The organism is Mesorhizobium sp. M8A.F.Ca.ET.161.01.1.1 (assembly GCF_004792105.1).
Taxonomy (GTDB): Bacteria; Pseudomonadota; Alphaproteobacteria; order Rhizobiales; family Rhizobiaceae; genus Mesorhizobium.
In genome coordinates, this window is the sequence record NZ_SRTD01000002.1 from 53,567 (window position 1) to 77,045 (window position 23,479).

34 protein-coding genes are annotated in these 23,479 nt (G+C 62.5%); 25 read left to right on the plus strand and 9 right to left on the minus strand.

The window, feature by feature from the left end; all coding sequences use genetic code 11:
* Positions 1-71: 71 nt before the first annotated feature.
* The 4 genes from EN804_RS05110 to EN804_RS05125 all read left to right on the plus strand — a co-directional run bounded on the left by EN804_RS05110 (position 72) and on the right by EN804_RS05125 (position 1,539).
* Entirely contained in the window at positions 72-353 is a 282-nt protein-coding gene (locus tag EN804_RS05110; protein ID WP_135856120.1) for a type II toxin-antitoxin system RelE/ParE family toxin, read from the plus strand.
* A 13-nt stretch (positions 354-366) separates the two neighbouring features.
* Complete coding sequence (locus EN804_RS05115; RefSeq protein ID WP_127278412.1) at positions 367-666, plus strand: HigA family addiction module antitoxin; 300 nt, start codon at positions 367-369, stop codon at positions 664-666.
* A 120-nt stretch (positions 667-786) separates the two neighbouring features.
* Entirely contained in the window at positions 787-969 is a 183-nt protein-coding gene (locus EN804_RS05120; protein ID WP_023770253.1) for a hypothetical protein, read from the plus strand.
* A 153-nt stretch (positions 970-1,122) separates the two neighbouring features.
* A complete protein-coding gene (locus tag EN804_RS05125; RefSeq protein WP_127278410.1) occupies positions 1,123-1,539 on the plus strand; it encodes a glyoxalase/bleomycin resistance/extradiol dioxygenase family protein in 417 nt (138 codons plus the stop codon).
* Between the two features lie 251 nt (positions 1,540-1,790).
* Here the strand turns inward: EN804_RS05125 and EN804_RS05130 are convergent, their stop codons facing one another.
* Entirely contained in the window at positions 1,791-3,425 is a 1,635-nt protein-coding gene (locus EN804_RS05130) for a sulfotransferase (protein ID WP_135918803.1), read from the minus strand.
* Positions 3,426-3,626: 201 nt separating this feature from the next.
* Entirely contained in the window at positions 3,627-3,845 is a 219-nt protein-coding gene (locus EN804_RS05135) for a hypothetical protein (protein ID WP_127869747.1), read from the minus strand.
* A 366-nt stretch (positions 3,846-4,211) separates the two neighbouring features.
* On the opposite strand from EN804_RS05135, the gene EN804_RS05140 reads away from it, so the two are divergent.
* The 5 genes from EN804_RS05140 (at position 4,212) to EN804_RS05155 (ending at position 5,928) form a co-directional block, all read left to right on the plus strand.
* On the plus strand, positions 4,212-4,481 hold the full coding sequence (locus tag EN804_RS05140) for a hypothetical protein (RefSeq protein WP_135918804.1): 270 nt from the start codon (positions 4,212-4,214) through the stop codon (positions 4,479-4,481).
* Positions 4,478-4,726 (plus strand): hypothetical protein, encoded by a 249-nt coding sequence (locus tag EN804_RS05145; protein ID WP_127278406.1) that lies wholly within the window; start codon positions 4,478-4,480, stop codon positions 4,724-4,726. Before EN804_RS05140 ends, EN804_RS05145 begins: the two co-directional genes overlap by 4 nt.
* Positions 4,727-4,773: 47 nt before the next feature.
* The gene (locus tag EN804_RS37135; protein ID WP_167498789.1) at positions 4,774-4,911 is read left to right on the plus strand and encodes a hypothetical protein; all 138 of its coding nucleotides are present in this window, start codon (positions 4,774-4,776) and stop codon (positions 4,909-4,911) included.
* A 94-nt stretch (positions 4,912-5,005) separates the two neighbouring features.
* A complete protein-coding gene (locus EN804_RS37895) occupies positions 5,006-5,347 on the plus strand; it encodes a hypothetical protein (protein ID WP_245511697.1) in 342 nt (113 codons plus the stop codon).
* Entirely contained in the window at positions 5,311-5,928 is a 618-nt protein-coding gene (locus EN804_RS05155) for an NAD(P)H-dependent oxidoreductase (protein WP_127869748.1), read from the plus strand. The genes EN804_RS37895 and EN804_RS05155 overlap by 37 nt, the downstream gene beginning before the upstream one ends.
* 41 nt (positions 5,929-5,969) lie before the next feature.
* Here EN804_RS05155 and EN804_RS05160 read toward each other — a convergent pair whose 3' ends face one another.
* Positions 5,970-6,368 carry a Kazal-type serine protease inhibitor gene (locus EN804_RS05160; RefSeq protein ID WP_127869749.1) on the minus strand — a complete coding sequence of 133 codons (399 nt, stop codon included), beginning with the start codon at positions 6,366-6,368 and terminating at the stop codon, positions 5,970-5,972.
* Between the two features lie 581 nt (positions 6,369-6,949).
* Here EN804_RS05160 and EN804_RS05165 point away from each other — a divergent pair.
* The 3 genes from EN804_RS05165 to EN804_RS05175 all read left to right on the plus strand — a co-directional run bounded on the left by EN804_RS05165 (position 6,950) and on the right by EN804_RS05175 (position 8,322).
* A complete protein-coding gene (locus tag EN804_RS05165; protein WP_006202520.1) occupies positions 6,950-7,162 on the plus strand; it encodes a cold-shock protein in 213 nt (70 codons plus the stop codon).
* Between the two features lie 320 nt (positions 7,163-7,482).
* Complete coding sequence (locus EN804_RS05170; RefSeq protein ID WP_008877668.1) at positions 7,483-7,695, plus strand: cold-shock protein; 213 nt, start codon at positions 7,483-7,485, stop codon at positions 7,693-7,695.
* A 192-nt stretch (positions 7,696-7,887) separates the two neighbouring features.
* Positions 7,888-8,322 (plus strand): BA14K family protein, encoded by a 435-nt coding sequence (locus tag EN804_RS05175; RefSeq protein ID WP_127869750.1) that lies wholly within the window; start codon positions 7,888-7,890, stop codon positions 8,320-8,322.
* A 102-nt stretch (positions 8,323-8,424) separates the two neighbouring features.
* Here the strand turns inward: EN804_RS05175 and EN804_RS05180 are convergent, their stop codons facing one another.
* The 3 genes from EN804_RS05180 to EN804_RS05190 all read right to left on the minus strand — a co-directional run bounded on the left by EN804_RS05180 (position 8,425) and on the right by EN804_RS05190 (position 10,557).
* Complete coding sequence (locus tag EN804_RS05180; RefSeq protein WP_127278401.1) at positions 8,425-9,063, minus strand: MBL fold metallo-hydrolase; 639 nt, start codon at positions 9,061-9,063, stop codon at positions 8,425-8,427.
* Between the two features lie 137 nt (positions 9,064-9,200).
* Complete coding sequence (locus EN804_RS05185) at positions 9,201-9,518, minus strand: hypothetical protein (protein WP_127278400.1); 318 nt, start codon at positions 9,516-9,518, stop codon at positions 9,201-9,203.
* A 145-nt stretch (positions 9,519-9,663) separates the two neighbouring features.
* Positions 9,664-10,557 carry a branched-chain amino acid aminotransferase gene (locus EN804_RS05190; RefSeq protein ID WP_127869751.1) on the minus strand — a complete coding sequence of 298 codons (894 nt, stop codon included), beginning with the start codon at positions 10,555-10,557 and terminating at the stop codon, positions 9,664-9,666.
* A 261-nt stretch (positions 10,558-10,818) separates the two neighbouring features.
* Here EN804_RS05190 and EN804_RS05195 point away from each other — a divergent pair, with 261 nt between their 5' ends.
* From EN804_RS05195 to EN804_RS05215, 5 genes are all read left to right on the plus strand, one after another.
* Positions 10,819-11,352, plus strand: coding sequence for a MarR family transcriptional regulator (locus tag EN804_RS05195; protein ID WP_167531318.1), 534 nt, complete (start codon positions 10,819-10,821; stop codon positions 11,350-11,352).
* Positions 11,339-12,058: a response regulator transcription factor gene (locus EN804_RS05200; RefSeq protein WP_127869752.1), complete on the plus strand. Its 720-nt coding sequence runs from the start codon at positions 11,339-11,341 to the stop codon at positions 12,056-12,058. Before EN804_RS05195 ends, EN804_RS05200 begins: the two co-directional genes overlap by 14 nt.
* Positions 12,059-12,158: 100 nt before the next feature.
* Complete coding sequence (locus EN804_RS05205) at positions 12,159-13,574, plus strand: ATP-binding protein (protein WP_127279699.1); 1,416 nt, start codon at positions 12,159-12,161, stop codon at positions 13,572-13,574.
* Between the two features lie 259 nt (positions 13,575-13,833).
* Positions 13,834-14,856 carry a glycosyltransferase family 1 protein gene (locus tag EN804_RS05210; protein ID WP_127869753.1) on the plus strand — a complete coding sequence of 341 codons (1,023 nt, stop codon included), beginning with the start codon at positions 13,834-13,836 and terminating at the stop codon, positions 14,854-14,856.
* A gap of 173 nt (positions 14,857-15,029) precedes the next feature.
* Entirely contained in the window at positions 15,030-15,941 is a 912-nt protein-coding gene (locus tag EN804_RS05215; protein WP_135918805.1) for a hypothetical protein, read from the plus strand.
* A gap of 1 nt (position 15,942) precedes the next feature.
* Here EN804_RS05215 and EN804_RS05220 read toward each other — a convergent pair whose 3' ends face one another.
* From EN804_RS05220 to EN804_RS05230, 3 genes are all read right to left on the minus strand, one after another.
* Positions 15,943-16,302 (minus strand): tRNA-binding protein, encoded by a 360-nt coding sequence (locus EN804_RS05220; RefSeq protein ID WP_127869754.1) that lies wholly within the window; start codon positions 16,300-16,302, stop codon positions 15,943-15,945.
* Positions 16,303-16,318: 16 nt separating this feature from the next.
* Positions 16,319-16,819, minus strand: coding sequence for a YbjN domain-containing protein (locus tag EN804_RS05225; protein WP_027143347.1), 501 nt, complete (start codon positions 16,817-16,819; stop codon positions 16,319-16,321).
* Between the two features lie 318 nt (positions 16,820-17,137).
* A complete protein-coding gene (locus EN804_RS05230) occupies positions 17,138-17,440 on the minus strand; it encodes an accessory factor UbiK family protein (RefSeq protein ID WP_127280606.1) in 303 nt (100 codons plus the stop codon).
* A gap of 160 nt (positions 17,441-17,600) precedes the next feature.
* Here EN804_RS05230 and EN804_RS05235 point away from each other — a divergent pair, with 160 nt between their 5' ends.
* The 8 genes from EN804_RS05235 (at position 17,601) to EN804_RS05270 (ending at position 23,332) form a co-directional block, all read left to right on the plus strand.
* Positions 17,601-17,858, plus strand: coding sequence for a type II toxin-antitoxin system ParD family antitoxin (locus tag EN804_RS05235; RefSeq protein ID WP_127869755.1), 258 nt, complete (start codon positions 17,601-17,603; stop codon positions 17,856-17,858).
* A complete protein-coding gene (locus EN804_RS05240; RefSeq protein ID WP_210237360.1) occupies positions 17,855-18,157 on the plus strand; it encodes a type II toxin-antitoxin system RelE/ParE family toxin in 303 nt (100 codons plus the stop codon). Before EN804_RS05235 ends, EN804_RS05240 begins: the two co-directional genes overlap by 4 nt.
* A 129-nt stretch (positions 18,158-18,286) precedes the next feature.
* The gene (locus EN804_RS05245) at positions 18,287-18,529 is read left to right on the plus strand and encodes a BrnA antitoxin family protein (RefSeq protein ID WP_127280608.1); all 243 of its coding nucleotides are present in this window, start codon (positions 18,287-18,289) and stop codon (positions 18,527-18,529) included.
* Positions 18,530-18,655: 126 nt separating this feature from the next.
* Positions 18,656-19,516, plus strand: a complete 861-nt coding sequence (gene lgt / locus EN804_RS05250) for a prolipoprotein diacylglyceryl transferase (protein WP_127869757.1) — start codon at positions 18,656-18,658, stop codon at positions 19,514-19,516.
* On the plus strand, positions 19,513-20,601 hold the full coding sequence (locus tag EN804_RS05255) for a class I SAM-dependent methyltransferase (RefSeq protein ID WP_135915196.1): 1,089 nt from the start codon (positions 19,513-19,515) through the stop codon (positions 20,599-20,601). Before lgt ends, EN804_RS05255 begins: the two co-directional genes overlap by 4 nt.
* Before the next feature lie 103 nt (positions 20,602-20,704).
* The gene (pgeF, locus tag EN804_RS05260) at positions 20,705-21,499 is read left to right on the plus strand and encodes a peptidoglycan editing factor PgeF (RefSeq protein ID WP_135918806.1); all 795 of its coding nucleotides are present in this window, start codon (positions 20,705-20,707) and stop codon (positions 21,497-21,499) included.
* A complete protein-coding gene (locus EN804_RS05265; RefSeq protein ID WP_135918807.1) occupies positions 21,499-22,650 on the plus strand; it encodes a Xaa-Pro peptidase family protein in 1,152 nt (383 codons plus the stop codon). Before pgeF ends, EN804_RS05265 begins: the two co-directional genes overlap by 1 nt.
* A gap of 43 nt (positions 22,651-22,693) precedes the next feature.
* On the plus strand, positions 22,694-23,332 hold the full coding sequence (locus EN804_RS05270) for a hypothetical protein (protein ID WP_135918808.1): 639 nt from the start codon (positions 22,694-22,696) through the stop codon (positions 23,330-23,332).
* Positions 23,333-23,479 lie beyond the last annotated feature (147 nt).

Below are 23,479 nucleotides of genomic sequence, written 5' to 3' on the forward strand. Positions count from 1 at the left end.
ATCATTTCATGAGACGTACTCTTGATTCCTGAAACGTATCATGTCATGGTACGTCCGTCGGAACCCCACGGATGATACGCTCGTTCAAGGACAAGACCAGCCAAGCCGTTTCGAACGGCAAGGCTCCAAAGGGCTTCCCTTCGGATCTTGTCCGACCGGCCCAACGGAAGCTGTACATGATCGACAACGCCGCCGAACTGTCAGATCTCAAGACGCCTCCCGGCAACAGGCTTGAGCCGTTGAAAGGCAACCGTGCCGGTCAGCATTCGATCCGCATCAACGATCAGTTTCGCATCTGCTTTCGCTGGGTGGATGGGCAAGCAGAAGATGTTGAAATAACCGACTACCATTGAAGGCAGGTCCCAAATGCTTGATATCAACCCGCCCATCCATCCCGGAGAAATTCTCCGCGAAGAGTATCTCATACCGCTTGGTCTGAAGCCTTACACGCTGGCCAAAAAGCTGCATGTGCCGCGCACGCGCATCGAGCGCCTAGCCAGCGAGACGACACCGGTAACGCCCGATACCGCACTGCGCCTTGCGAAGTTTTTTGGGACCACGCCGCAGTTTTGGATGAACATGCAGGCAAGCTATGACCTCGCCGTCGAGGGGAAGGCCAAGAGAGCCGACCTTGAAACGATCGAACGATTGGAGACTGCTGCCTGACGTAAGGGCGCCGCGCCGGTAACAGAGAAAAAATTCGACAATCTGTCGGATCGCCCGTTGCTGCCTCGTCCTTGGGATGCCGACACGATGATGCCGGCGCCAACCCAGGGAGAAGTCATCATGTCCGTCCTGTCATCCATCGGCCGCATCGCAACCCGGTATGCCGCGGCGCGCGCCCGTCACCGCAGCGAACGCATCCTTTTGTCGCTGCCGGCCGAACTGCGCAAGGATATCGGCTTTCCGGAAATCTTCGATGCCCGCGACAGCCGTCGCGCGGCCACGTCCTCGGCCAAGGTCATATGACCATGGCCAGCCGCAGCATGCACCGGCCTCAAAAGCCGGCCGGTGCCCGATGATCCGGCCGCGGCGAAAAATTTTCGGGCCCTGTAGGATTGGCGTCACCTCATCCGTCCTATGATCCGCAAGGCCAGGCCAAACGTGAAGAGGAACACGAGAATGACCGACCAGACCCCGCCCCGCGCCAAAGTACTTGGCGGATTGACCCCCTATCTGCAGGTCAACGGCGCCATCAAGGCCGCCGAATTCTACAAGAAGGCTTTCGGGGCCGAGGAAGTCTTTGCCTATCCGGCGGATGAAAAAGGCCGCACCATGCATATCCATCTCTACATCAACGGCTCGACGCTGATGCTCGGCGACGCCTATCCGGAACACGGCCATCCGCACCAGGCGGCGCAGGGCTATACGCTGCAGCTTCATCTCGGCAAGGATGACATCGACGCCTGGTGGAAACGCGCCGTCGACGCCGGCTGCGAGATCGTCACGCCGCTGCAGGTGATGTTCTGGGGCGACCGCTGGGGCCAGGTGAAGGATCCCTTCGGCGTCGCCTGGGCAATGAACGCACCGACTGAATAAGCTTAGCGTGCGCGCCCTTGCCGAGGGGGATGCGCCCAAACAATCCTATGGCGGAGCAAGGAGCGAAGCGACGCGGCGTAGACCATAGGATCCATGCCGTAACGTCAAAATATCGGAAACGGCGAAGACTTCTGCCCCGCGGCATTCTTCGATCGAGGTCGCGGCATGGATCCTAGGGTCTTCGCGACGGAGCTTCGCTCCTGCTTCGCCCTAGGATGACGAAGCTGATGGGCATCTCCGCGACCCGCTCGCTAATCCAGCTTGTCGAGCAGCGGCTTCAGCCGGTCGCCGTAGCGCTTCCACAAATCGACCGAGCCCTGGTACATCGGCTGGCGCACCTGCGCGGCGGATGCCGTGCGCACCGGCCGATCGGTCGCGTGGAACGACAGCACGGCATCGTCCCATGGCAGGCCGAGATAGTGGATCAGCGCCCGGCTCTGGCCTTCCTGGTCGGCGACGAAGTCCTCGTAGCGCACATCGTGCACGACGCCGGGCAGCACCTTGTGCCAATGCGCCATGATGTCGGTATAGAGATTGTGGAAATCGGCGAGTTCGCCGAGGTCATAGCCATAGCGGTGGCTGTCGCCGCGGAAATGCACCTTGTAGATCGACAGGCATGTCGCCGCCGCATCGCGGGCGCAGTGGATGATCCTGGCCTTCGGCAGCATCATGCGGATGAAGCCGACGAGCAGGAAGTTGCCCGGCATCTTGTCGGTGACGTGGCGCATATGCGGATAGCGGGCATGCAGCATGTCGAGATAGGCCTGCCCCGCCTCGGCGAAATCGGTATCGTCGGTGTCGGCCACGCCCCAGGGGAAGCCGCCCGGCATGTCCGACGGAAACTGCCTGCCGACCGCCGTCTTCAGGATGCTGAGCTCGCCCGCGCCATAAACCTGGGGGTGGCTGGCGATGATCTGTTCGACCAGCGTCGTGCCCGAACGCGGCATGCCGACGATGAAGATCGGCGCATCGTCGGTGATCGGGCTCGGCCTGTGCTTCTCGAAGAAGCCGGCATCGAACACGGTCTTCATCGCCTCGAATTCGGCACGCGTCTTCACCGGATCATAGTCGATGCCCTTGCGGCGGATGGCATTGCCCTCGGCGAAGTAGTCGAAGGCCTTGCCGTAATCCTTGAGATCGTCATTGGCCTTGCCGAGGCCAAACGACAGCTGCATGCGTGCCAGGCTGTCCTGGGGCGCCTTGGCGTGCTGCGCCTCCATGCCGGCCAATTCGGCATCGCGCTCCTTCTGGCGCTTGACCTGCGTCAGCATCAGCCATGCGCGGGCCATGCCGGGCTGGATCGCCACCGCTTGCCGGAACAGGTCTGTCGCCTCGCCGAGCTTGCCCTTCTCCATCAGCCCGACGCCCAGCCCGTGCAACAGGTCGGCATCCTTGGGGCGAATGGTCAGGGCCTCCTGGAAGACAGCCAGTGCCTCGTCGAGGCGTCCGGCTTCCTGCAGGGTTTCGGCAAGCCCGATGCGCGCGCGCACGTGGAATGGATTGCGCTGCACTGTGCCGCGATAGATGTCCTCGGCCTCCTCGAACCGGCCGATCTGCTTCAGCGACGAACCGAGATTGTCGCGCGCCGCGAGCTGCTCCGGCCGCAGGTCCACCGCGCCGCGGAAGAAATCGATCGCCGCCCTGACGCGGCCGAGATCGCGCATCACCGTGCCGAGATTGTTGAGGAAGTCGGGGTTCGTCGGCTGCAGCTGAACCGACTGCTCCAGGAAATCCATGCCTTCTTCGCTGCGCCCGGTCTGGTGCAGCAGCAAGCCGAGGAAATGCGCCGCGGCCGCGTGTTTGGGCTGACGCGCCAGCACCTGCCGGTAGATCGCCTCGGCCTCCTGCCGGCGCCCGGCCTGATGCAGTTGCAGCGCCTGCTGCACATACTGGTCGAGGCCCAGCGGCGGCCGTCCTCCGGCGCCAGACTTGGCCGCGCCAGACGTAGCTCCCGCACCCGCCGCTCTTCTCTGATCTCTGTTGATGGGACACCTGCCGTGTTTTCGCGCCTGCCCGCGATCTAGGCCATCGGCGCGGCACGTTCAAGGCTTTGCTTGGTTCTGTGCCCTACATCGCCGCGAAAGCGGTCAGATCAGGCGGTTGGTCTCGGCAACCTGCCTGGCCCGCCTGACGGTGCCGTCGGTGTCGGAGATCGTACGCCTTGCCGCCTCGTCGCTTCTGATGGTCAGCCGCGCCGACTGGACGGCCATCGGCTTTCCAGCGGCGCCATTGGCGTATGTGGCGATTGGCTTGACGATCGGATTGATCGCCACCGTCTTCCCTTTCGAGGTTCTGACTGAAACCATGATTTTATCCTTTTCAGAAAAAATAAAAAGTACGGGCGTCAAGGAAAAACTCGGCATGTTTCCAAGAAACTTTTAGAAATATCTTGAACCATAACGGAATTGTTCGAAAGTTTATAGAGGCCTATTTTTCTATCCGAGGCGGGTAATTCAACAATTCTTCTTGAAGAGAGCGCAAAGTTGAGCTATATGGGAGATATCGTTTGGGCCAGAATTGGCATCTCGCGGCGTCGGAGGTTTTCGACCCGCCAATCTCATTCCAAATTGCCGGTACTGGACGCGCGGCACATTCGTCGTGTCCCCGCTTTTTTGCTCTCAGACCGCTGTTTACGTGACGCCACGAGGCGGGGAAATATCAAGGCCAGGACAATGCCGGACCGCACCACCCGCTTCATCGCCCATTTCACCGCACCGTTCGTGCTCGGTGGCCTGGAAGGACAACTGCCGGCTGGCGACTACGACATCGATCACGACGAAGAGTTGATCGATGGCATGTCGCGGCTTGCCTGGCGCCGCATCGTCACCTTCATCCATCTGCCGGCAAGGGCGATGAACAACCCGCCCACCAGCCAGCTTGTCGCCATCGACTACATGGACCTCGAAACCGCGCTGATGCGCGACCGGGAGAATGCAGCATGATCCGTTTCCAACAGAATGCGCGTCCGCGCACCGACACGCCCTCGCATCTCTTCGCCATCGGCCAGACCGTGCGCATGAAAAGCCGGACCGGCCTGCTCAGCAAGACCGCGGAACTGTTCGAGATCAAGAGCAGGCTGCCGGTCAAGGACGGTTCCCCGCAATACCGTATCCGCAGCGAGCAGGAGACCCACGAACGGGTCACGACGGAAGACAATCTCGAACTGGCCGACAATCCGGTCACCTGAGCGGAAAGCCAGCCGACACGCCCAGCCAACGCGCATCAGGAGCAGTCATGTCCAAGGGTCAGCAGCGAAGCAATCGCGAGGTGCGCAAGCCGAAGAAGGACAAGGTGGTGGCCAAGCCTGCCTCCCCGTTCGGCTCGTCGGTCAAGCAGGCGGAGAGCGGCTTGAAGCCGAAGTCCAAGGGTTGATAGCCCGAGCGGCGCTGAGTGCGCACACCCGCTGCCGTGAGCAGACAATGGACTGACGCAACATGCTCACGCAATATTCCGCTCGGAGGCTTGCTTGAACTTTGTAATCGAATTCTACCGGTCGCGCGACACCGAGGAAGCGACGCTCGACAAGGTGTCGCTGGAGGCGCCGACCCTGCGTGCGGCGCTGCAATGCGCCACCGCGCTGTTCCACAGCCTGTCCATGCCGCAAACCCCCGACCGCCTGCGCATTTCCGACGAGCACGGCAGCGAGCTTTTATGCAGGACCCGCCGATGGGGCGTATCCTGCCTAGGCAGCCATGTTTGGATCTCGCCCGCCGCGCAACCGCAAGCGCCTTGTGACGTTGAGCGTGCACAACCCTATGCAGGAGTTCCGCAATGCCCCTTGCCGCCTTTGCCATCAATTGTTCGCTGAAAGCTTCCGGCGACAAGGAAAAATCGTCCACGGACAAGATCATCGCCGATCTGCTCGCAGCGCTCAAACCGCATGGCGTGAAGGGCCAGGTCGTGCGGGCTGTCGATCACGACATCAAGCCCGGCGTGCTCTCCGACATGGGCAAGGGCGACGACTGGCCTGGCCTGCGAGAAAAGATTGTCGCCGCCGATATCTTCATCCTCGGTCTGCCGATCTGGTTGGGCCAGCCGTCAAGCATCGCCAAGCGCGTCATGGAACGCATGGACGCCTTTCTCGACGAAACCGACGACAAGGGCCGCATGCCGGCCGCCGGCAAGGTGGCGCTGGTGGCGATCGTCGGCAACGAGGACGGCGCGCATCACTGCCACGCGGAATGCTTCCAGGCGCTGAACGACGTCGGCTTCACCATCCCCGCCAATGGCGGCGTCTACTGGGTCGGTGAAGCCATGGGCGACGTCAACTATGTCGACCTGCCGAAGACTCCCGACAAGGTCGCCGAAGCCATCGAAATGGCGGCTTCAAACGCCGCTCATCTGGCCGGCCTGCTCAGGACGAAGGCTTATGTCGGCGTGGAAGAATAACTGCAATTTCCGCTTCTTCGACAAGGAGGGAAGGTAAGTTCTCAGCACGGCCCTTCGCCGACGATGCGATAGTCCGAGGCGCGGGCCTCGCAGGCGTTGGGGAAGGTGCGCATCTCGCCATGCCGGCGGCCGCACACCGGCGCGTATTCGCGGGTGCAGAAGGCCTGCTGGCCGCCACCACCACCACCATCGCGGCAGGGGCTATCGCGCACAATGCGGTAACCCGCCCTGTCGGCAAGGCAGGCATTGGCGAAGGTCTGGCGATCGTCGCCGCGCCGGGCGCAGACCGGCTCGTACTGCTTGGTGCAGAATTGCGGTTCGGGGCGCGTCGGACGCGGGCGCGGTCCGTCATCGACGACGACCGTACAGGCGGCAAGAATTGCCGACAGGAACAGGACGCTAAAACCCTGCCGTGAAAAGATTGCCGCAAGTAACCTCATGATCGTCTCTCCCTCGATCCCCGTCCCGGTGCATACCGCCCAAGACTGCCTGGCGGTTCGCTGACAATGATATCGCTCAAAACAAGATTTAGATCAGTCGCCAATGGCATGATCCTCGCCATTCCACTGTCGATTGCAACCCCGCCCGCGGCCTCTATCGGGAAATGACAGCGGGATCGGTCGGGTCCGCCGCGTCGCCGGCAATCATCGCTTCTGGCCCATGCATGACCGGGGCTGTGGGCCGATGACCCCTCGGCCAACGAAGCCTATCTGCGGCCGGTCGACGCTTTGATCGGTCGATTTATGCGTCGGGATGCGCCCATGGCGGCGGCCCGCGGCGCTATCTTGCAACCTTCACGTTTCCGTGCGATAAATTCTGTGTTCGGGCATTTGCGACCCGGAGAGCGGAACGTTTTGGACGACCTTTCCCCGATACTGTGAATCTCTGACGGCCCCGTTTTTCGGCGGGGGGTTTGACCATGCGCCAATGCATGACTGCCGAAAGCAACCACCAGGAACTGCCCTCGACGCCAGGTGGCGGGCAGGACCACCAAGACTGAACGGGTGAAGGAGTTTCCCCAATGGCCCAGACCGGCACCGTTAAATTCTTCAATGCAACCAAAGGCTTCGGTTTCATCACGCCCGACGGCGGCGCCAAGGACGTGTTCGTCCACATTTCAGCGATCGAGGCCTCGGGCCTGCGCACGCTTGTCGACGGCCAGAAGGTCACCTTCGACGTCGAGCCGGACCGCATGGGCAAGGGCCCGAAAGCGGTCAACCTGCGCGCAGCCTGAGCGATCGGCGCACCGCACGTCCCAGGCGGATAAGCGAACGAGGAGCTTGACCAGCACCTGGGCAGGCAGACAGATTTTTGAAAGGCGCGGCGGTTTTCGCCGCGCCTTTTTCATGTCAGCAGTGCAGCATGAACGCATGTTACCGGCAAGTTCATCCGGGTCCCAGCCAATGACGCGCATCATAACAAGCACTTAAAGCGCGGCGGGCTTTAAGTGCCCGCAAAACTTTCTCTTGCCGATGACGCTAAAATAAAGGACAAATTTCCTCTCGGGCATTTGCCGGCCCGAGACTGGAGTTTATGGGATCAAAGGAGCTTCCCATGCCGCAGACCGGCACCGTCAAATTCTTCAACCATGCCAAGGGCTTCGGCTTCATCACACCGGATGATGGCGCGAAGGATGTCTTCGTGCATATTTCGGCCGTGCAGGCGTCGGGTCTTCCCGGTCTCGAGGATGGGCAGAAAGTGACATTCGACACCGAGCCGGACAAGCGCGGCAAGGGACCCAAGGCCGTCAACCTGTCGGTCGGCTGAGCCGGCTTCGGACGACGCCGGCTCCGGCAGGTCAGGTCCGCGCCCCGAGGGTGCGGCTGTTGATGCCGTGAAAGAATGCGCGTGGTCAAAATTTCGTTCAGCCCCCGTTCAGCCACGGTCTCATATTAGTCACTGGTAAAGCCGGACCGTATCCCCTGCAGACCTGCACGGCCCGGTACGAAGGAGACCAAGATGAACCGCATTTTCAAGACAGCCGTGCTGTCCGCCGCCGTGGTCGCCACCACGCTGGGGACCTTTTCGGCAGCCAATGCCGATGACTGGCGCCGTTGGCACCATCACGGCCATGGCAATGGCGACGCTGTGGCAGCCGGCGTTCTCGGCCTTGCCGCCGGCGCGCTGATTGGTGGCGCATTGGCCAATGACCGGCCGCCGCCCGATTCCGACCGTTATTACGATGACGGTTACTATGATCGTCAGGTGCTCGTGCGCCCGGCTCCGGTCCGCCGCTACTATGTGGAACCGCAGGTGGTCTATGCCGACCGCTACGCCGAACCCTGGACGCGCGGCTGGTACGAGTATTGCTCGGATCGCTACCGCACCTTCAATTCCCGCACCGGCACCTTCACCGGCAGCGACGGCGAACAGCATTTCTGCACCGCCAACTGAGGCTTCCCTGCCCCAGACAAAAAGCGCTGACCGCAAGGCCGGCGCTTTTTTTGTTGTCGGCTTGTTGGGCTTTCGAACCCAGGGCGGTCCAGACCTCATCATTCAGGTCAAAAATGGATTGGTCCGCCGTTCCTCGCCGAAGCGCCCGCCGGGGCCATGGCCGCAAATGAAGCCGATGTCGTCGCCGAGCGGCAACAGCTTGTCCTTGATCGAGGCGATGAGTGCCGCATGGTCGCCGCCCGGCAGGTCGGTGCGGCCGACCGAGCCGCGAAACAGCACGTCGCCGACATGGGCGAATTTGGCGGCGCGGTTGTAGTAGACGACATGGCCGGGCGCGTGGCCGGGGCAATGCAGCACCTCGAACACATGGCCGCCAAACGACACAGTTTCCCCTTCTGCAAGGAACCGGTCGGGCACGCAATTGCGCACGCCGTCGATGCCGTAGCGCCTGCCCTGGTTTTCCAGATTGTCGAGCAGCATCTTGTCGGCTTCATGCGGGCCGATGATCTCGATGCCGAGCGCCTCCTTCAACTCCATCGCGCCGCCGGCATGGTCGATATGGCCATGCGTGATCCATATCGCTTCGGCGGTGATCGCATTGTCCTTCAACACCGCCAGCACCTTGTCGATGTCGCCGCCGGGATCGACCACCACGCCGTGCTTGTCGTCCATGTCGAACAGGATGGTGCAGTTCTGCTGGAACGGAGTGACCGGCACGATACCGGCATTGAGTTGACCCATGATCGTCCTTTCGCTGTGTCAGCGATCATGTAGAGGCATCGGCCAAGACCGTCCACGTCCGGAAGGTCAAACAGTGCGTGTCCAAAAAGAAATGGGCGGCCGAAGCCGCCCATTCTGCCAGCCCGAGATTGGCAGGCTTACTTTTTCATGGCGCCCATGACCGCGCCGAGAATGCCGGTCAGGATCGCGCCGCCGCCTGCGCCACCGACGATGTTCTGCAGGTTGAGCGCGCTGCCCAGGCCGCTGGTGGCCGCCGCGGCTGCGTCAGGAGTGATCGCGCCACCGCCGAGCAGGCTGCCGAGGATCGCCGCGCCGCCAACGCCGCCGATGGCTCCGCCCAGGATTTTGGGAAGCTGACCCATCGCCGCCGTCTTGATCGCCGCGCCGACCGCCTGACCACCGATAATGCCTGTAATGATCTGAATGATGATCGGAAGAAGCGTGTTCATGTCCATATGATTAGTCCCTCCATAGCTGCCAGCCTCCCGGGCCGACACCATCATGAGACGCCGAATTGGACGAAAGTCAAATGCACAAACGCTTAAATAAAAGGGGCGGCCTGAAAACCGCCCCTGCTTGCGAGAAAAGCTGTGACTATCGTTATTCTGCGGCAATCGCATGCTTGGGTTGAACGGCCATAGAATAGTCGTTCATGAGATTCTTGGCGATCTCGCCGACCTCGAATCGGTAAGGGCCGATCTCCGAAACCGGGGTTACTTCCGCTGCCGTTCCGGTCAGGAAGCATTGCTCGAAGCCTTCCAGTTCTTCCGGCAGGATGGCGCGCTCGATGACCTCCAGGCCGCGATCCCTGGCCAGGCCAATGACCGTGCGGCGGGTGATGCCGTCGAGGAAGCAGTCGGGCTTAGGCGTGTGGATCTTGCCGTCCTTGACGAAGAAGATGTTGGCGCCGGTCGCTTCCGCGACCTGGCCCCGCCAGTCGAGCATCATGGCGTCGGCGTAGCCCTTGGCCTCGGCGGCATGCTTGGACATGGTGCAGATCATGTAGAGGCCCGCGGCCTTCGACCGCGACGGCGCCGTGCGCGGGTCGGGCCGGCGCCATTCCGCCACATCGAGACGGATGCCCTTCAGCTTCTGCGCCGGATCGAAATAGCTCGGCCACTGCCAGATGGCGATGGCGACGTTGATGCGGTTGTTTTGCGCCGAAACGCCCATCTGCTCGCTGCCGCGCCAGGCGATCGGCCTGACATAGGCGTCCTGGAAGCCCTGCTTCTTCAGGAGCGTGGTCGAGGCGTCGTTGAGTTCGGCCACCGAATAGGGAATCTTGAAGCCGAGCAGGCGCGCTGATTCATGCAGCCGCTCGGTATGCTCGTTGAGCTTGAAGATCTCGCCGCCATAGGCGCGCTCGCCCTCGAAGACCGCGCTGGCGTAGTGCAGGCCATGGGTCAGCACGTGGATCTTGGCGTCTCCCCACGGTACGAACTCGCCATTCATCCAGATGAAGCCGTCCAGTTGATCGAAAGGAACGGATGCCATGGTAACCTCCCGCGGACAACGGCCCGCATATCTCAGTGTCGTTGCGTGTTCTTTTTTGGCCGCGCCAGGTGATTGGAGACGCCGGCCGGTGTCTCGAAGCGTAAGCGGATAATCGCGCCCTGGCAAACTCAGGAAGTTCCGGAAAAACCGGCCTGCCTTGCCTTTTCGTTCGCAATCCGCCCAAAAGCTTGTCAAAAATTACCATTGCAGGGAAATTACGTCAATAGTACTGACATAATCTCCCGTTCCCATGGAGAAATGATGACGGATAAAAGCCCAGCTGCCGGAAAACCGATCAGGACCGCGATCACCAGCGAGGACGGCATCGACTTCGCCATCATCGAACTCTTCTTCTTCGCCTATCGCGACTTCACCTCCGATCCCGATCAGATCCTGGCCGATTACGGCTTCGGCCGCGCCCACCACCGCGTGCTGCATTTCGTCAACCGCCGGCCGGGCCTGACCGTCGCCGAACTGCTCGACGTGCTGAAGATAACCAAGCAGAGCCTGGCGCGTGTGCTCAAGCAATTGATCGACACCGATCACGTCGTGCAGTTGCAAGGCCCGCGCGACCGCCGCCAGCGCGAACTTTATCCAACGGCCAAGGGCCGCGCGCTGGCGCTGGCGCTGGCGCGGCCACAGTCGCGCCGCATCCATGCTGCATTGGAAGATTCCGGCGCCGCCGAACGGACCTTGGTGGAACGCTTCCTCGAAGCGATGGTCAATCCGGAACTGAGAGCTCAGATCGACGTTGGGTCCGCAAAAATGTCAGGAAAAAGCCATGGAGAGCACTGAGAGGATCGACCAGGCGGCCGCACCGGACGACGACGCACCGCATCTGCTCGTGGTCGACGACGACACCCGTATCCGCAATCTTCTCAAGCAGTATCTGACCGAAAACGGCTTTCGCGTCACCGTCGCCGGCAATGCCGGCGAGGCCCGCCGCAAGCTCGCCGGTCTCGACTTCGACCTGCTTGTGCTCGATGTCATGATGCCTGGTGAAACCGGCGTCGACCTGACAAAGTCGTTGCGCGCCGAAAAGAATGTGCCGATCCTGATGCTGACGGCCCTGTCGGAGACCGACAGCCGCATTTCCGGGCTCGAGGCCGGCGCCGACGACTATTTGCCAAAGCCCTTCGACCCGCGCGAGTTGATCCTGCGCATTAACAACATCTTGCGCCGGGGCGGCCCGGCGGCGACGCCCAAGGTCGAACAGTTGGTGTTCGGTCCCTACACATTCCAGATCGCCAGGCGCGAACTGAAGCGCGGCGGCGAAGCGCTTAAGCTGACCGACCGCGAACAGGAGATCCTGGCGATCTTCGCCGCGCGCGCCGGCGAAACCATCCCCCGCCACGAGCTGGTCGGTGACGATTCGGAAGTCGGCGAGCGCACCATCGACGTCCAGATCAACCGGCTGCGCCGCAAGATCGAGCGCGATCCGTCCAACCCGGTCTGGCTGCAGACCGTGCGCGGTATTGGGTATCGGCTCAGCGTGGAATAGAATGCCGGCGGCGGCTCAAGTGCATGATCCCGAAAACTGGGAACCGGTTTTCGGAAAGATTATGCTCCAACAAAGAGTTAGCCGCGGATGAAAAGAGCCAATGGCGACCACGGAACTGGAACAGCCGGACAATGACGGCCTGAGCGCACGCGCCACGCGGACGTTCAAGGCGGTGCCGCGCATCTGGAACCGGTTCTGGCGTCTCGTTTCGCTTTACATGCCCAAGCGCCTCTATGCGCGCTCGTTGATCATCGTCATCGCGCCGATGATCCTTTTGCAGTCGGTCGTCGCCTTCGATTTCATGGAACGTCACTGGGCAACCGTGACGCAACGCCTGTCGCAGGCCACCGTGCGCGACATCGCCGCCATCATCGACCTGATCGAGACCTATCCGCACGACGCCGACTACGCCAACATCATCCGCATCGCGCAGGACCGCATGCAGCTCAAGGTCGACCTCCTGCCGCCCGATCCGTTGCCGCCGCCCGGTCCAAAACCGTTCTTCTCGATCCTCGACGATGTTCTCTCCGCCGAAATTACCCGCCAGATCAACCGCCCATTCTGGATCGACACGGTCGGCAATTCCAACATCGTCGAGGTCCGCGTCCAGCTCGAAAACAAGGTGCTGCGCGTCTTCGTGCGGCGCAGCCAGGCCTATGCCTCCAACACCCATATCTTCCTGATCTGGATGGTCGGTACCTCGCTGGTGCTTCTGATGATCGCCATCCCCTTCCTGCGCAACCAGATCCGGCCGATCCTGGCGCTTGCCGAGGCCGCCGAGAGCTTCGGCAAGGGCCGGCCGATGCCGCGCGATTTCCGCCCGCGCGGGGCCGAGGAGGTGCGCCGCGCCGGCTTTGCCTTCATCCAGATGCGCGAGCGCATCGAGCGCCAGATCGAGCAGCGCACGGCCATGCTGACCGGTGTGAGCCATGATCTCAGAACCATCCTCACCCGCTTCAAGCTGCAGCTGGCGCTGGCCGGCGGCAAGGCCGAGACCAAGGCGGCGCTGGACCAGGATATCGAGGACATGCAGTCGATGCTGGAAGGCTATCTCGCCTTTGCCCGCGGCGAGGCCTCGGAGGATCCGGGACGTTTCGATCTCGAAGCCTATTTCCAGAAGCTCGGCGAGGAAGCGGGGTTGCGCAAATGCAAGCTGTCGACGACGCTTTCCGGCGATCCGACCGTGCATGTGCGGCCGAACGCCTTCGCGCGGCTCTTGTCCAACGTCATCGGCAATGCCTTCCGCTATGCCAAGACGGTGGAGGTCACCGCCAATCATGGCCGCGGCTCGCTTCTGGTCACCATCGACGACGACGGCCCGGGCATTCCTCCTGACAGGCGGGAAGACGTCTTCAAGCCCTTCGTGCGGCTCGACGAGGCCCGCAACCTCGACGCCAGCGGTACCGGGCTCGGCCTCTCGATCGCCCGTGACATCGCCCGCAGCCATGGCGGCGACATCACGCTCGACGACAGTCCGATGGGCGGCCTGCGCGCCGTAATCAAGGTTCCGGCCTGATTTCTATTTGACTAACTGAGCATGATCTTGCCTGAAAAACGGTTTCGACTTTCCGGGGGCGCGGTCTGCTTCATCCGCCCGTCATGAAACCATGGTCAAGAGCGCGCATGAAGCGCGCGACCGCACTTGATTCGTCCTTGCCGCCTCACTTCGACCCCGTGCCCGCCAGGGTGCGCTGGAGCGAAGCGAGGGCGGCCGCATGGTCGCCGTTCCGGTATCGTTTCAAGGCAACCGCAGACCTCCGAAGCAAAGGGCCGCCATGCGCATATTGATGGTCACCGACGCCTGGCGCCCGCAAGTCAACGGCGTCGTCCACACGCTGGAGCGGCTCACCGAGACTCTGAAGTCCTTCGACGTCGCGGTCGAGTTCCTGACCCCGAACATCTTCCGCACCCTGCCCTTGCCGACCTACCCCGACATCCGCCTGGCGCTGACCACGCCCGGCCATGTCGCGCGCCTGATCGACGGCTACAAGGCCGACCATATCCACATCGTCACCGAAGGGCCGCTGGGCATCATGGCGCGGCGCTATTGCCGCAATGCCGGCCGGCCGTTCACCACCAGCTATCACACCCGCTTCCCCGAATATCTCAGTGCCCGCCTGCCGGTGCCGGAGAGCTGGGCCTATCGCTGGCTGCGCGATTTCCACAATTCAGGCCAGGGCACGCTGGTCGCCACCCAGTCGCTCGCCGACGATCTTGCCGCGCGTGGCTTCAACAAGTTGAGGCCGTGGACGCGCGGCGTCGACACCGATCATTTCCGGCCAGACAAAAGGAAGGACCTCGGTTTCCCCGGACCGGTTTTCCTGTGCGTCGGCCGAGTCGCCATCGAAAAGAACCTCTCCGCCTTCCTCGATCTCGACCTGCCCGGCAGCAAGGTGATCGTCGGCGAAGGTCCCGAGCTTGCCAAGCTCAAGGCGAAATATCCGAAGGCGCATTTCCTCGGCCATCGTCCCAATGACGAACTGGCCGAAATCTATGCCTCGGCCGACGTCTTCGTCTTCCCCAGCCGCACCGACACCTTCGGCAACGTCATCATCGAGGCGCTGGCCAGCGGCACGCCGGTCGCCGCCTATCCGGTGACCGGGCCGATCGACATCGTCGGCGACGGTTTTGGTGGCGCGGTGTCGAACGATTTGCGCGAGGCCGCGCTTACCGCACTCAACGTCAGCCGCGACCAGGCCCGCGAGCGCGCCATGCGCTACAGCTGGAAGGCCTGCGCGGAAATGTTCCTCGACGCGGTTGAGGAAGCATTGGGAACGACACGCAAGCTGGCGGCCTGATAGAGCCGGCGCATAGGATGCGGTGAAGTTCAGGTCTGGTCAAACACGCTCCTTGCGAGAGCTTGTGCGACAGTTGCTTGCGGTGCATTATTCGGTGTGTGTAGTTCGTTGCGGGATGGACGCCGATTTCTACGCTGGACGACGTGCCTGCAGTATCATCGAAGCGCCGCGTCTTGCGCATCGGCAAGACCGTTGCGAGGGTGTTCGGCTATTGCCGCGCGAATGCCTGGCCGCTCTTCGTGGCCGCCTGGTTTCCCTGCTTTCTGACAACGCTTTGTCTGGCGGTGCTTGCTCTTGTTCTTTTTGCCGATCCGGGGAAGGCGCCAACCTGGCTTCTATCGCGGGGCTTTGACCCCAGGACTTGGCTTTCCGCGATTGTCGCCGCGCCGTTCTCGGCGATGGTCCTTGCGTTCGTTCTGGACCGTATGGGAAATGCGCCCGAGCATGGCCGGGTCGTCGTTCGGCGCGGCATTGAGAGTGTCAAGCGCTTCGCTATCCCAGGCGTGCGCTTTGAGCTCGACCGGCGGATTCTTTTGGCCGCCCTGCTTCTCGCAGCCATCCAGCTGTTTTGCGGCTTTGCGGTCGCCGGCGAGCACAGACTGCTTTTGGCCGGCCTGATGGCCACACAAGACCTGCCGCTCCGCCCCGAGGACGTCGCGCCTTGGGTGTCGGCGATGGGCGCCTTCAACCTCCTCGCGGGTGGTTTCGTCCTTGGCTGGACATATCTGTTTGTCGGCGATTTTCTGTGGACGGGATCGTTTGATCCAATCAGCTGCTGGCGTGCGCTGGACGGCAATCTTCTGCGTTTCACCGCCATAATGTTCATCGTTCTGGCAATAGTTGCCATACTCAAATATGGACTGGCCCTGGCCGGAGCTTTGATCCTGATTCCCGCGGATGGCGCGTCGCCTTCCTTCTTGACCCTTATGATGATCCATTTCGGACTGGCCTGGCCGTTCGACGTCCTGCATCTCGTGCTCTCAGCTGCAACGGTCGGAACCATTCTCGGCGCGTTCCGGCCTCGAGCTGTCGCTTCAATCCAGCCGGCTGCAGCACCACCAATGACGCTTGCCGGGGCTTCCTGATCTAGAATAGCCGCCCGCCGTCCGGCACCTTGCGTTCGATGGCGCCCAACACCACGGCGCCCTCTTCATCGGGAAAACCGAGCGTCAGCACTTCCGACATGAACGGGCCGATCTGGCGCGGCGGGAAATTGACCACCGCGAACACCTGGCGGCCGATCAACGTTTCCGGCGTATAGTATTTGGTGATCTGCGCCGACGACTTCTTGACGCCGATGGCGGCGCCGAAATCGATCTTCAGCTTGAAGGCAGGCTTGCGCGCCTCCGGAAACGGTACGGCCTCGATGATCGTGCCGGCACGGATGTCGACACGATCGAAATCGGCGAAGCTGATTTCGGGCTTGCGCTCGTTGCTTGAACTCATCTCGAACGCGTCTTGCTCAGGCGTTGCCGAAGGTCTCGAACAGCACGCCGGCGAGCGCGTCCTTGGCCGAGGTTCCCGACCAGACGACGAACTGGAAAGCCTGGAAGTAGCACTCGCAGGCTTCCAGTGCCGAGGACAAAAGCACCTCGACCTGCTGGCTCGAGGGTTCGACCCCGCCGGCGAGCAGCAGCGACTGGCGGAACATGATGGCGCCCTCCTGCTCCCAGAGGTCGAAATGGCCGAACAGCATCTGCTCGTTGATCAGCGACAACAACCGCATCACTTCCAGCGTGCGGGTTTCCGGCACCTTGATGTCGAAGGCGCAGGCCAGATGCAGCGCCTCGAAATCTTCCATCCACGAGAAGGAGACGTGATAGTCGGTCCAGCTGCCGGCAACCGAGATCGAGATTTCGTCGTCGCCGGCCCGTTCGAAGGACCAGTCATTGTTGTGGGCCACCTGCTCGATCACATCCACGGGATGGATTTCGCGGGAAAATTCGAGTTCGAGAAGTTCCATGGAATGCTTCCTGTGTTCAGGGGAGCGCCACACGCTCCGCGGGGCACACACGACGAACAATCTTGTCTAGAACTCGGACGGCCGGGACTTCTCAACGCAAAGACCCCAGACCGGACCCCACCGCCCGGCGGCATGACCCTGCTCCGAATCATGCAACAAATTCAGTCTATTGATCGGGAGTCGCGTGAACAGCCCAATTTTTCGCACTGCGTCATTCGCATGTGGAAAGGTGCCTGTCACAAAGAGTCACGCAATGCCGGTAAGCGATTCACGGCAAAGCGATTTTCAGGCTGGTGCTTTGTGGAAAAGTTTAACGAATTATTTTTTCGGCTTGGGCTTCGCCGGAGCCGCAGGTGTGGCCTGACCGGTCAGTTCGGCGATCCTGGCCTCGAGCGCCTCGATGCGCTCGGCAAGCCTGCCGTTCTCTTCTCTCGCCTTGGCGGCCATCTCGCGCGCGGCCTCGAACTCCTCGCGCTGCACGACATCCATGGAGTTGAGGATGCGCTCCGCCTGGCCCTTGAAGGCCGTCTCCACCTCGCGCCGCACACCTTGAGCGGCACCGGCGGCATCGGTCATCAGCTTGGCGAATTCATCGAGAATGCGGTTCGGTCCGGTCGACATGGCAAATCCTCGCTTGCTTGATTTGAGTTAGTGGTGCTGCGCGCCGAATGCAAGAACGTTGAGGCCGGTGCGGCATCACGTCGGCGCCAACCTCCCAAACGACTGGTAAGTCGAGCCAATAACTATTATTGTTTTGGAGGGAATATGCAGGAGCACCACCATGGCCATTAGCGCGGATTTGGGCACCCGGCTCGAAGACATCGTCAACCAGCTTGTCAACACAGGGCGCTACAACTCGAAGAGCGAAGTGCTGCGCGAAGGTGTTCGCCTCGTCGAAGAGCGCGAGAAACGCCTTGCGGCTCTCGATGCGGCTCTCGCCAAAGGCCTTTCAGACGCTGATGCTGGGCGCGTAAAGGCGGTTGACGAAGTGTTTGACCGCTTGGAGGCCAAGTACAAGGCAATGGCAGCCAAAAAGTGAAGCGGCTGGTCTTAACCGATCAGGCGGAGGCGGACCTTGAAGCCATTGGCGATTATATCGCGATGGACAACCCATTTCATGCCGTGACATTCGTGCAGGCATTGCGCCACGATTGTATGGAATTGCGCACCATGCCGGAGCGATATCCACTCTTTGAACACCATCGATCTTCCGGCATTCGGCGGCGTCCTCACGGCAACTATCTGATTTTCTATCGCGTTGGCGTAGAAACCGTTGAGATATTGCACATCCTGCACGGCTCAATGGACCTTAGAGCAATTCCGTTCCCGGATAACTGACGGATCGATACCCGAGCATGGACCGGCTTTCGAACGGCTCCTTCTGTACGGCATGGCGTCAATTCGCGTAGTGTGCTGTTTTTCTCACGACCTGCATCGAGCATGAGTCGCTTCCAATCAGGGTACCCAATGGCAACGCCCCCGCGCCGACCGACAAATGCGATGGAAGCCGCCGAAGCTGTCTTCAAGCCGGTCAAGAAGCCGGCCGCGGCTCCGCCTCGCGAACCCTCCACCGCTCCCAATGTCCGCGAGCTTGTCTCGATCAGGATCGACCGGGCCGTGCTCGATCATTTCCAGGAAGATGGTCCCGGCTGGCAGGATAGGATCAACGACGCCTTGCGTGAACTGGTGTCCGCCAAGCCCAGGGGTTGAGCACGCCCACCCGGCGACGGAGCTGGGAGCGATCCTGTTCACGGACCATGGACGGCCGTGACCTTGCCTTGACCCTGCCAAAACCCTGCCGCATGGTCCGCGCCGATCGCAACCGAGAGCTCCCCGTTGAACGAATATTTCCTGCTGCCGCTGGCGTCGCTGCCTTTCCCGAACATCAACCCGATCCTCGTCCAGATCGGGCCGCTGGCGGTGCACTGGTACGGCATCGGTTACATCGTCGGCATCCTGTTTGCCTGGTGGTATGCCAAGCGGCTCGCGGCAAATCCGAAACTCTGGCCCGACGGCGTCCTGCCGATGAAGCCGGAGGATCTCGACGATTTCATCGTCTGGGCGGCCATCGGCGTGGTTCTGGGCGGCCGCACCGGCTATGTCCTGTTCTATGACCTGGCGCGCTATATCGCCCATCCGCTCGATATCTTCGCCGTCTGGCAAGGCGGCATGTCCTTCCATGGCGGCCTGCTCGGCGTCATCCTCGCCATGACGCTGTTTTCCATGAAGCGCGGCATCCGCACATGGTCGCTGTTCGATGTCGTGGCAGCCGGCGTGCCGGTCGGCCTCGGCCTCGTGCGTGTCGCCAACTTCATCAACTCCGAGCTCTGGGGGCGGCCGACCGATGTGCCCTGGGCGATCGAATTCCCCAATGGCGGTCCGTTCACCCGCCATCCGAGCCAGCTCTATGAGGCCCTGCTCGAAGGCCTGGTGCTGTTTGTCGTCCTGCGCATCCTCACCCATTCGCGTCTCAAGCTGAAGACGCCGCGCTTTGTCGGCGGCGCCTTCATCTGCGGCTACGGCCTGTCGCGCATCTTTGTCGAGTTCTTCCGCGAACCCGACCAGCAGCTCGGCTATCTCCTCGGCACCAACTGGCTGACCATGGGCATGATCCTGTCGACGCCGATGGTGCTGGCCGGCATTTGGGCGATGGCGACAGCCAAGCCGGTGACCCAAGCACAACCGCAGGTGACATGACGCGACTGAAATCCCGCATCGTCGACCTGATCGAGGCGGTGGGCCCGATGCCCGTCAACGAATACATGGCGCTGTGCCTGTTCGATCCGCGCGACGGTTACTACACGACCCGCGAACCGTTCGGCGCGGCCGGCGACTTCATCACCGCGCCGGAGATCAGCCAGATGTTCGGCGAGCTCGTCGCCGTCTGGCTTTACCAGGCCTGGACAGCAATCGGCCGGCCGATGCCGGTCACCATCGCCGAGATCGGCCCCGGCCGCGGCACGCTGATGAAGGACATGCTGCGCACCTTGTCGCGGCTCGATCCGGCCTTGGCCGATGGCGCCGCCTTCGCCATGGTCGAGACCAGCCCGCGCCTGACGGAAGTCCAGAAACAGACGCTCGGCGAGACACCATTCGATGTTTCCTGGCACGAGATCATCGACACGCTGCCGCGGCAGCCGCTGCTGATCGTCGGCAACGAATTGTTCGATGCCGTGCCCATCCGCCAGTTCCTCCGCGCCGGCGCCGAATGGCGCGAGCGCATGGTCGGCCTGGACGAGGCCGGCAATCTCTGCTTCTTCGCCGGCGCCGGCTCGGTCGACCCGACGCTGCTCCCCAGGGATGCGGGCGACGCGCCGCAAGGCGCGATCGTCGAAGTCGCGCCCGCCCGCACCGCACTGATGGCGGCCATCGCCGAGCGCATGGCCAGCGACGGCGGCGCCGGACTATTCCCCGACTACGGCCATCTGCGGCCTGGTATCGGCGACACGCTGCAGGCCTTGCGCCGGCACAATCATGAAGATGTGCTGGCCAATCCCGGCGAGGCCGACCTCACCTCGCATGTCGATTTCGCCGCTCTTGCGGCAGTCGTGCGCGCGCATGGTCTCGACGCCCATCTGTCGACGCAGGGCGATTTCCTGCTCGGGATGGGCATTCTGGAGCGCGCCGGCCAGCTGGGCGCCGATGCCGGCCAGGCGGCACGCGACAGGATATCCAATGCCGTCGAGCGCCTCGCCGGCCCGCAAGCGATGGGCGAGTTGTTCAAGGTGCTTGCCGTCATGCCGCGTGGTATCTCCGTCAGGCCCTTCGCCACGGCGGATTGACTTTTTGCCGCTGCCCCTCCCAATCTCCCGTCCGGTAAGAGAGCGGCCGGACCGCCGGCTGCTTTTCCTTGACGAAACCGCCCACACGGACAACAACGCCCACATGCTCAATCAGACCAAACCGGATCCCGTTCGGTCGCCGCTGCTGGACAAGGCGCAGGCACAAGGCATCCGCCACGGCTATTTCACCCGCAATGGCGGCGTCTCCACCGGCATCTACCAGGGCCTCAACATCGGCACCGGGTCGGATGACGACCAGGCGCTGGTGGCCGAGAACCGGGCCCGTGTCGCCACCTGGATGGGCGTGCCCGCAAGCCATCTCCTGACCGCCTGGCAGATCCATTCGCCCGACGTCGTCATCGCCAGGGAACCATTCGCGGGCGAGCGGCCCAAGGCCGATGCCATCGTCACCGACCGGCCCGGCATCGCCATCGGCGCCTCGACCGCCGATTGCGGCCCGGTTCTGTTCGCGGATGCCGGCGCGCGCATCATCGGCGCGGCGCATGCCGGCTGGAAAGGCGCTTTCACCGGCGTGCTCGAAAACACCATTGCCGCCATGGAGAGCCTCGGCGCCCGTCGCGAAAACATCATCGCCGTGCTCGGCCCTTCGATCGGCCCCGACAATTACGAAGTGGGGCCGGAATTCGTCGCCCGCTTCGTCGAGGCCGACAGCGAAAATGCCCGGTATTTCGTGCCTTCGGCACATGCCGGCCATTCGATGTTCGACCTCGCCAGTTACACGGTCGACCGGCTGGCCAGGGCCGGCGTGACGGCCGAGGGTCTCGGCCGCTGCACCTATGCCGAGGAAGATCTGTTTTACTCCTACCGGCGCACCACGCACCGCAAGGAGCCCGATTATGGCCGGCAGGTTTCGGCAATCGTTTTGGAGAAGATATAATGACGCTGCATTTTGAACGATCGGAATTCGACGCGCGGCGCGACCGGCTGATGATCGAGATGGCCGAAAAGAAGCTCGACGCCATGCTGCTGTTCGCGCAGGAAAGCATGTACTGGCTGACCGGCTACGACACGTTCGGCTTCTGCTTCTTCCAGTGCCTGGTGGTGAAGGCCGACGGCTCCATGGTGCTTCTGACGCGCTCGGCGGACCTTCGCCAGGCGCGCAACACCTCGATCATCGACAACATCGTGCTGTGGACCGACCGCGACGGCGCCAATCCGGCGGTCGACCTGCGCAACCTGCTCAACGAACTCGACCTGCTCGGCGCCCGCATCGGCGTCGAATACGACACCCACGGCCTCACCGCCTATAATGGCCGCCGCCTGGACGAGCAGTTGCAGACCTTCGGCCAGATCGCCGATGCCTCCGGCATCGTCGGCCGGCTGCGCCTGTTCAAGAGCCCGGCCGAGGTCGCCAAGGCGGAAAAGGCCGCCAATCTCTCCGACGACGCGCTGGACGCGGCCCTGCCGCTGATCAAGCAGGGCGGCGACGAGGCCCTGATCCTGGCCGCCATGCAGGGCGCGGTCTTCGCCGGCGGCGGCGACTACCCGGCCAACGAGTTCATCATCGGCTCCGGCGTCGATGCGCTGCTGTGCCGTTACAAGGCCGGCCGCCGCAAGCTCACCAAGAACGACCAGCTGACGCTCGAATGGGCCGGCGTCTTCCATCACTACCATGCGCCGATGATGCGTACCGTGCTGACCGGCAAGGTGTCCAAGCGCCATCAGGAGCTGTTCGACGCCGCACGCGCCGCGCTTCTGGCTGTCGAAAAGGCGATGACGCCCGCGAACACCTTCGGCGACGTGTTCGACGCCCACGCCCGCACCATGGAAGCGCACGGCCTGACCAAGCATCGGCTGAACGCCTGCGGCTATTCGGTCGGCGCCCGCTTCACGCCGTCCTGGATGGACATGCCGATGTTCTACCAGGGCAATCCCGAGCCGATCGCGCCGAACATGACGCTGTTTGCCCACATGATCATCATGGATTCCGAGACCGAGACGGCGATGACGCTTGGCCGCACCTACCTGACCACCGAATCCCAGCCGAAGCCGCTGTCCCGCCATGATCTCGACTTGATCGTGCAGTGAATCCATAATGGGAGGCGTTCTTCGCCAAGGAGTTAGAAGGCAAATGAGACGATCGCACGTGACGACCGTGTCATTGCTTGTGGCATTGGCTTTGACTGCCTGCACCAACGCAAAGGACGTTCTCGAACCCTCCGCCATCACCCCGCCGGCAGCCTCGGCACAGCCAGCACCTTCCACGCAAGGCAGCGCCGCCGCGACCGTTCCCGCCCAGACGCCATCGACGGCCGCGCCGGCCTCCACGACGGCGGGCGCACCCGCTGCCTCGCCCGTCACCTCCGCCCAGGCCGCCGCGATCCTGTCGAAGACCCGGCTGCAGATCGCGCCGATCGTCGGCGCTTCGGTGGACGCCGCCACGCCGCTGACGGCGGAACTGCAGACACGCGCCAAGCAGCGCGGCATCACTCTGGCCGGCAGCCAGGACCAGGCCGCGACCCATGTGCTCAAGGGTTACTTCTCGACGATGACGGAGGGCAAGGACACCACCGTCATCTATGTCTGGGACGTCTACGACCCCTCCGGCAACCGGCTGCACCGCATCAACGGCCAGATGAAGGCGCCTTCGACCGGTTCCGGCGGCAGTGCGGCCGACAGCTGGAAGTCGGTCTCGCCAGCCACCATGCAGGCGATCGCCGACCAGACCATCGATCAGTTTGCGGCCTTTCTCAGCGGCAAGGCGAGTTGAGGTGTTGCCAGCCGGTGATGCCGAACAGCTTTCTTAGGCTTAGCCGGCGGATTCGCGATCACGGCGCTTGCAATAGCCGCGCGGGCCGCTAAAAGCCCGGTTAAAAGGCGCAGGAGAGTCTGTTGGGACTCTCCTTCCTCCACCAGG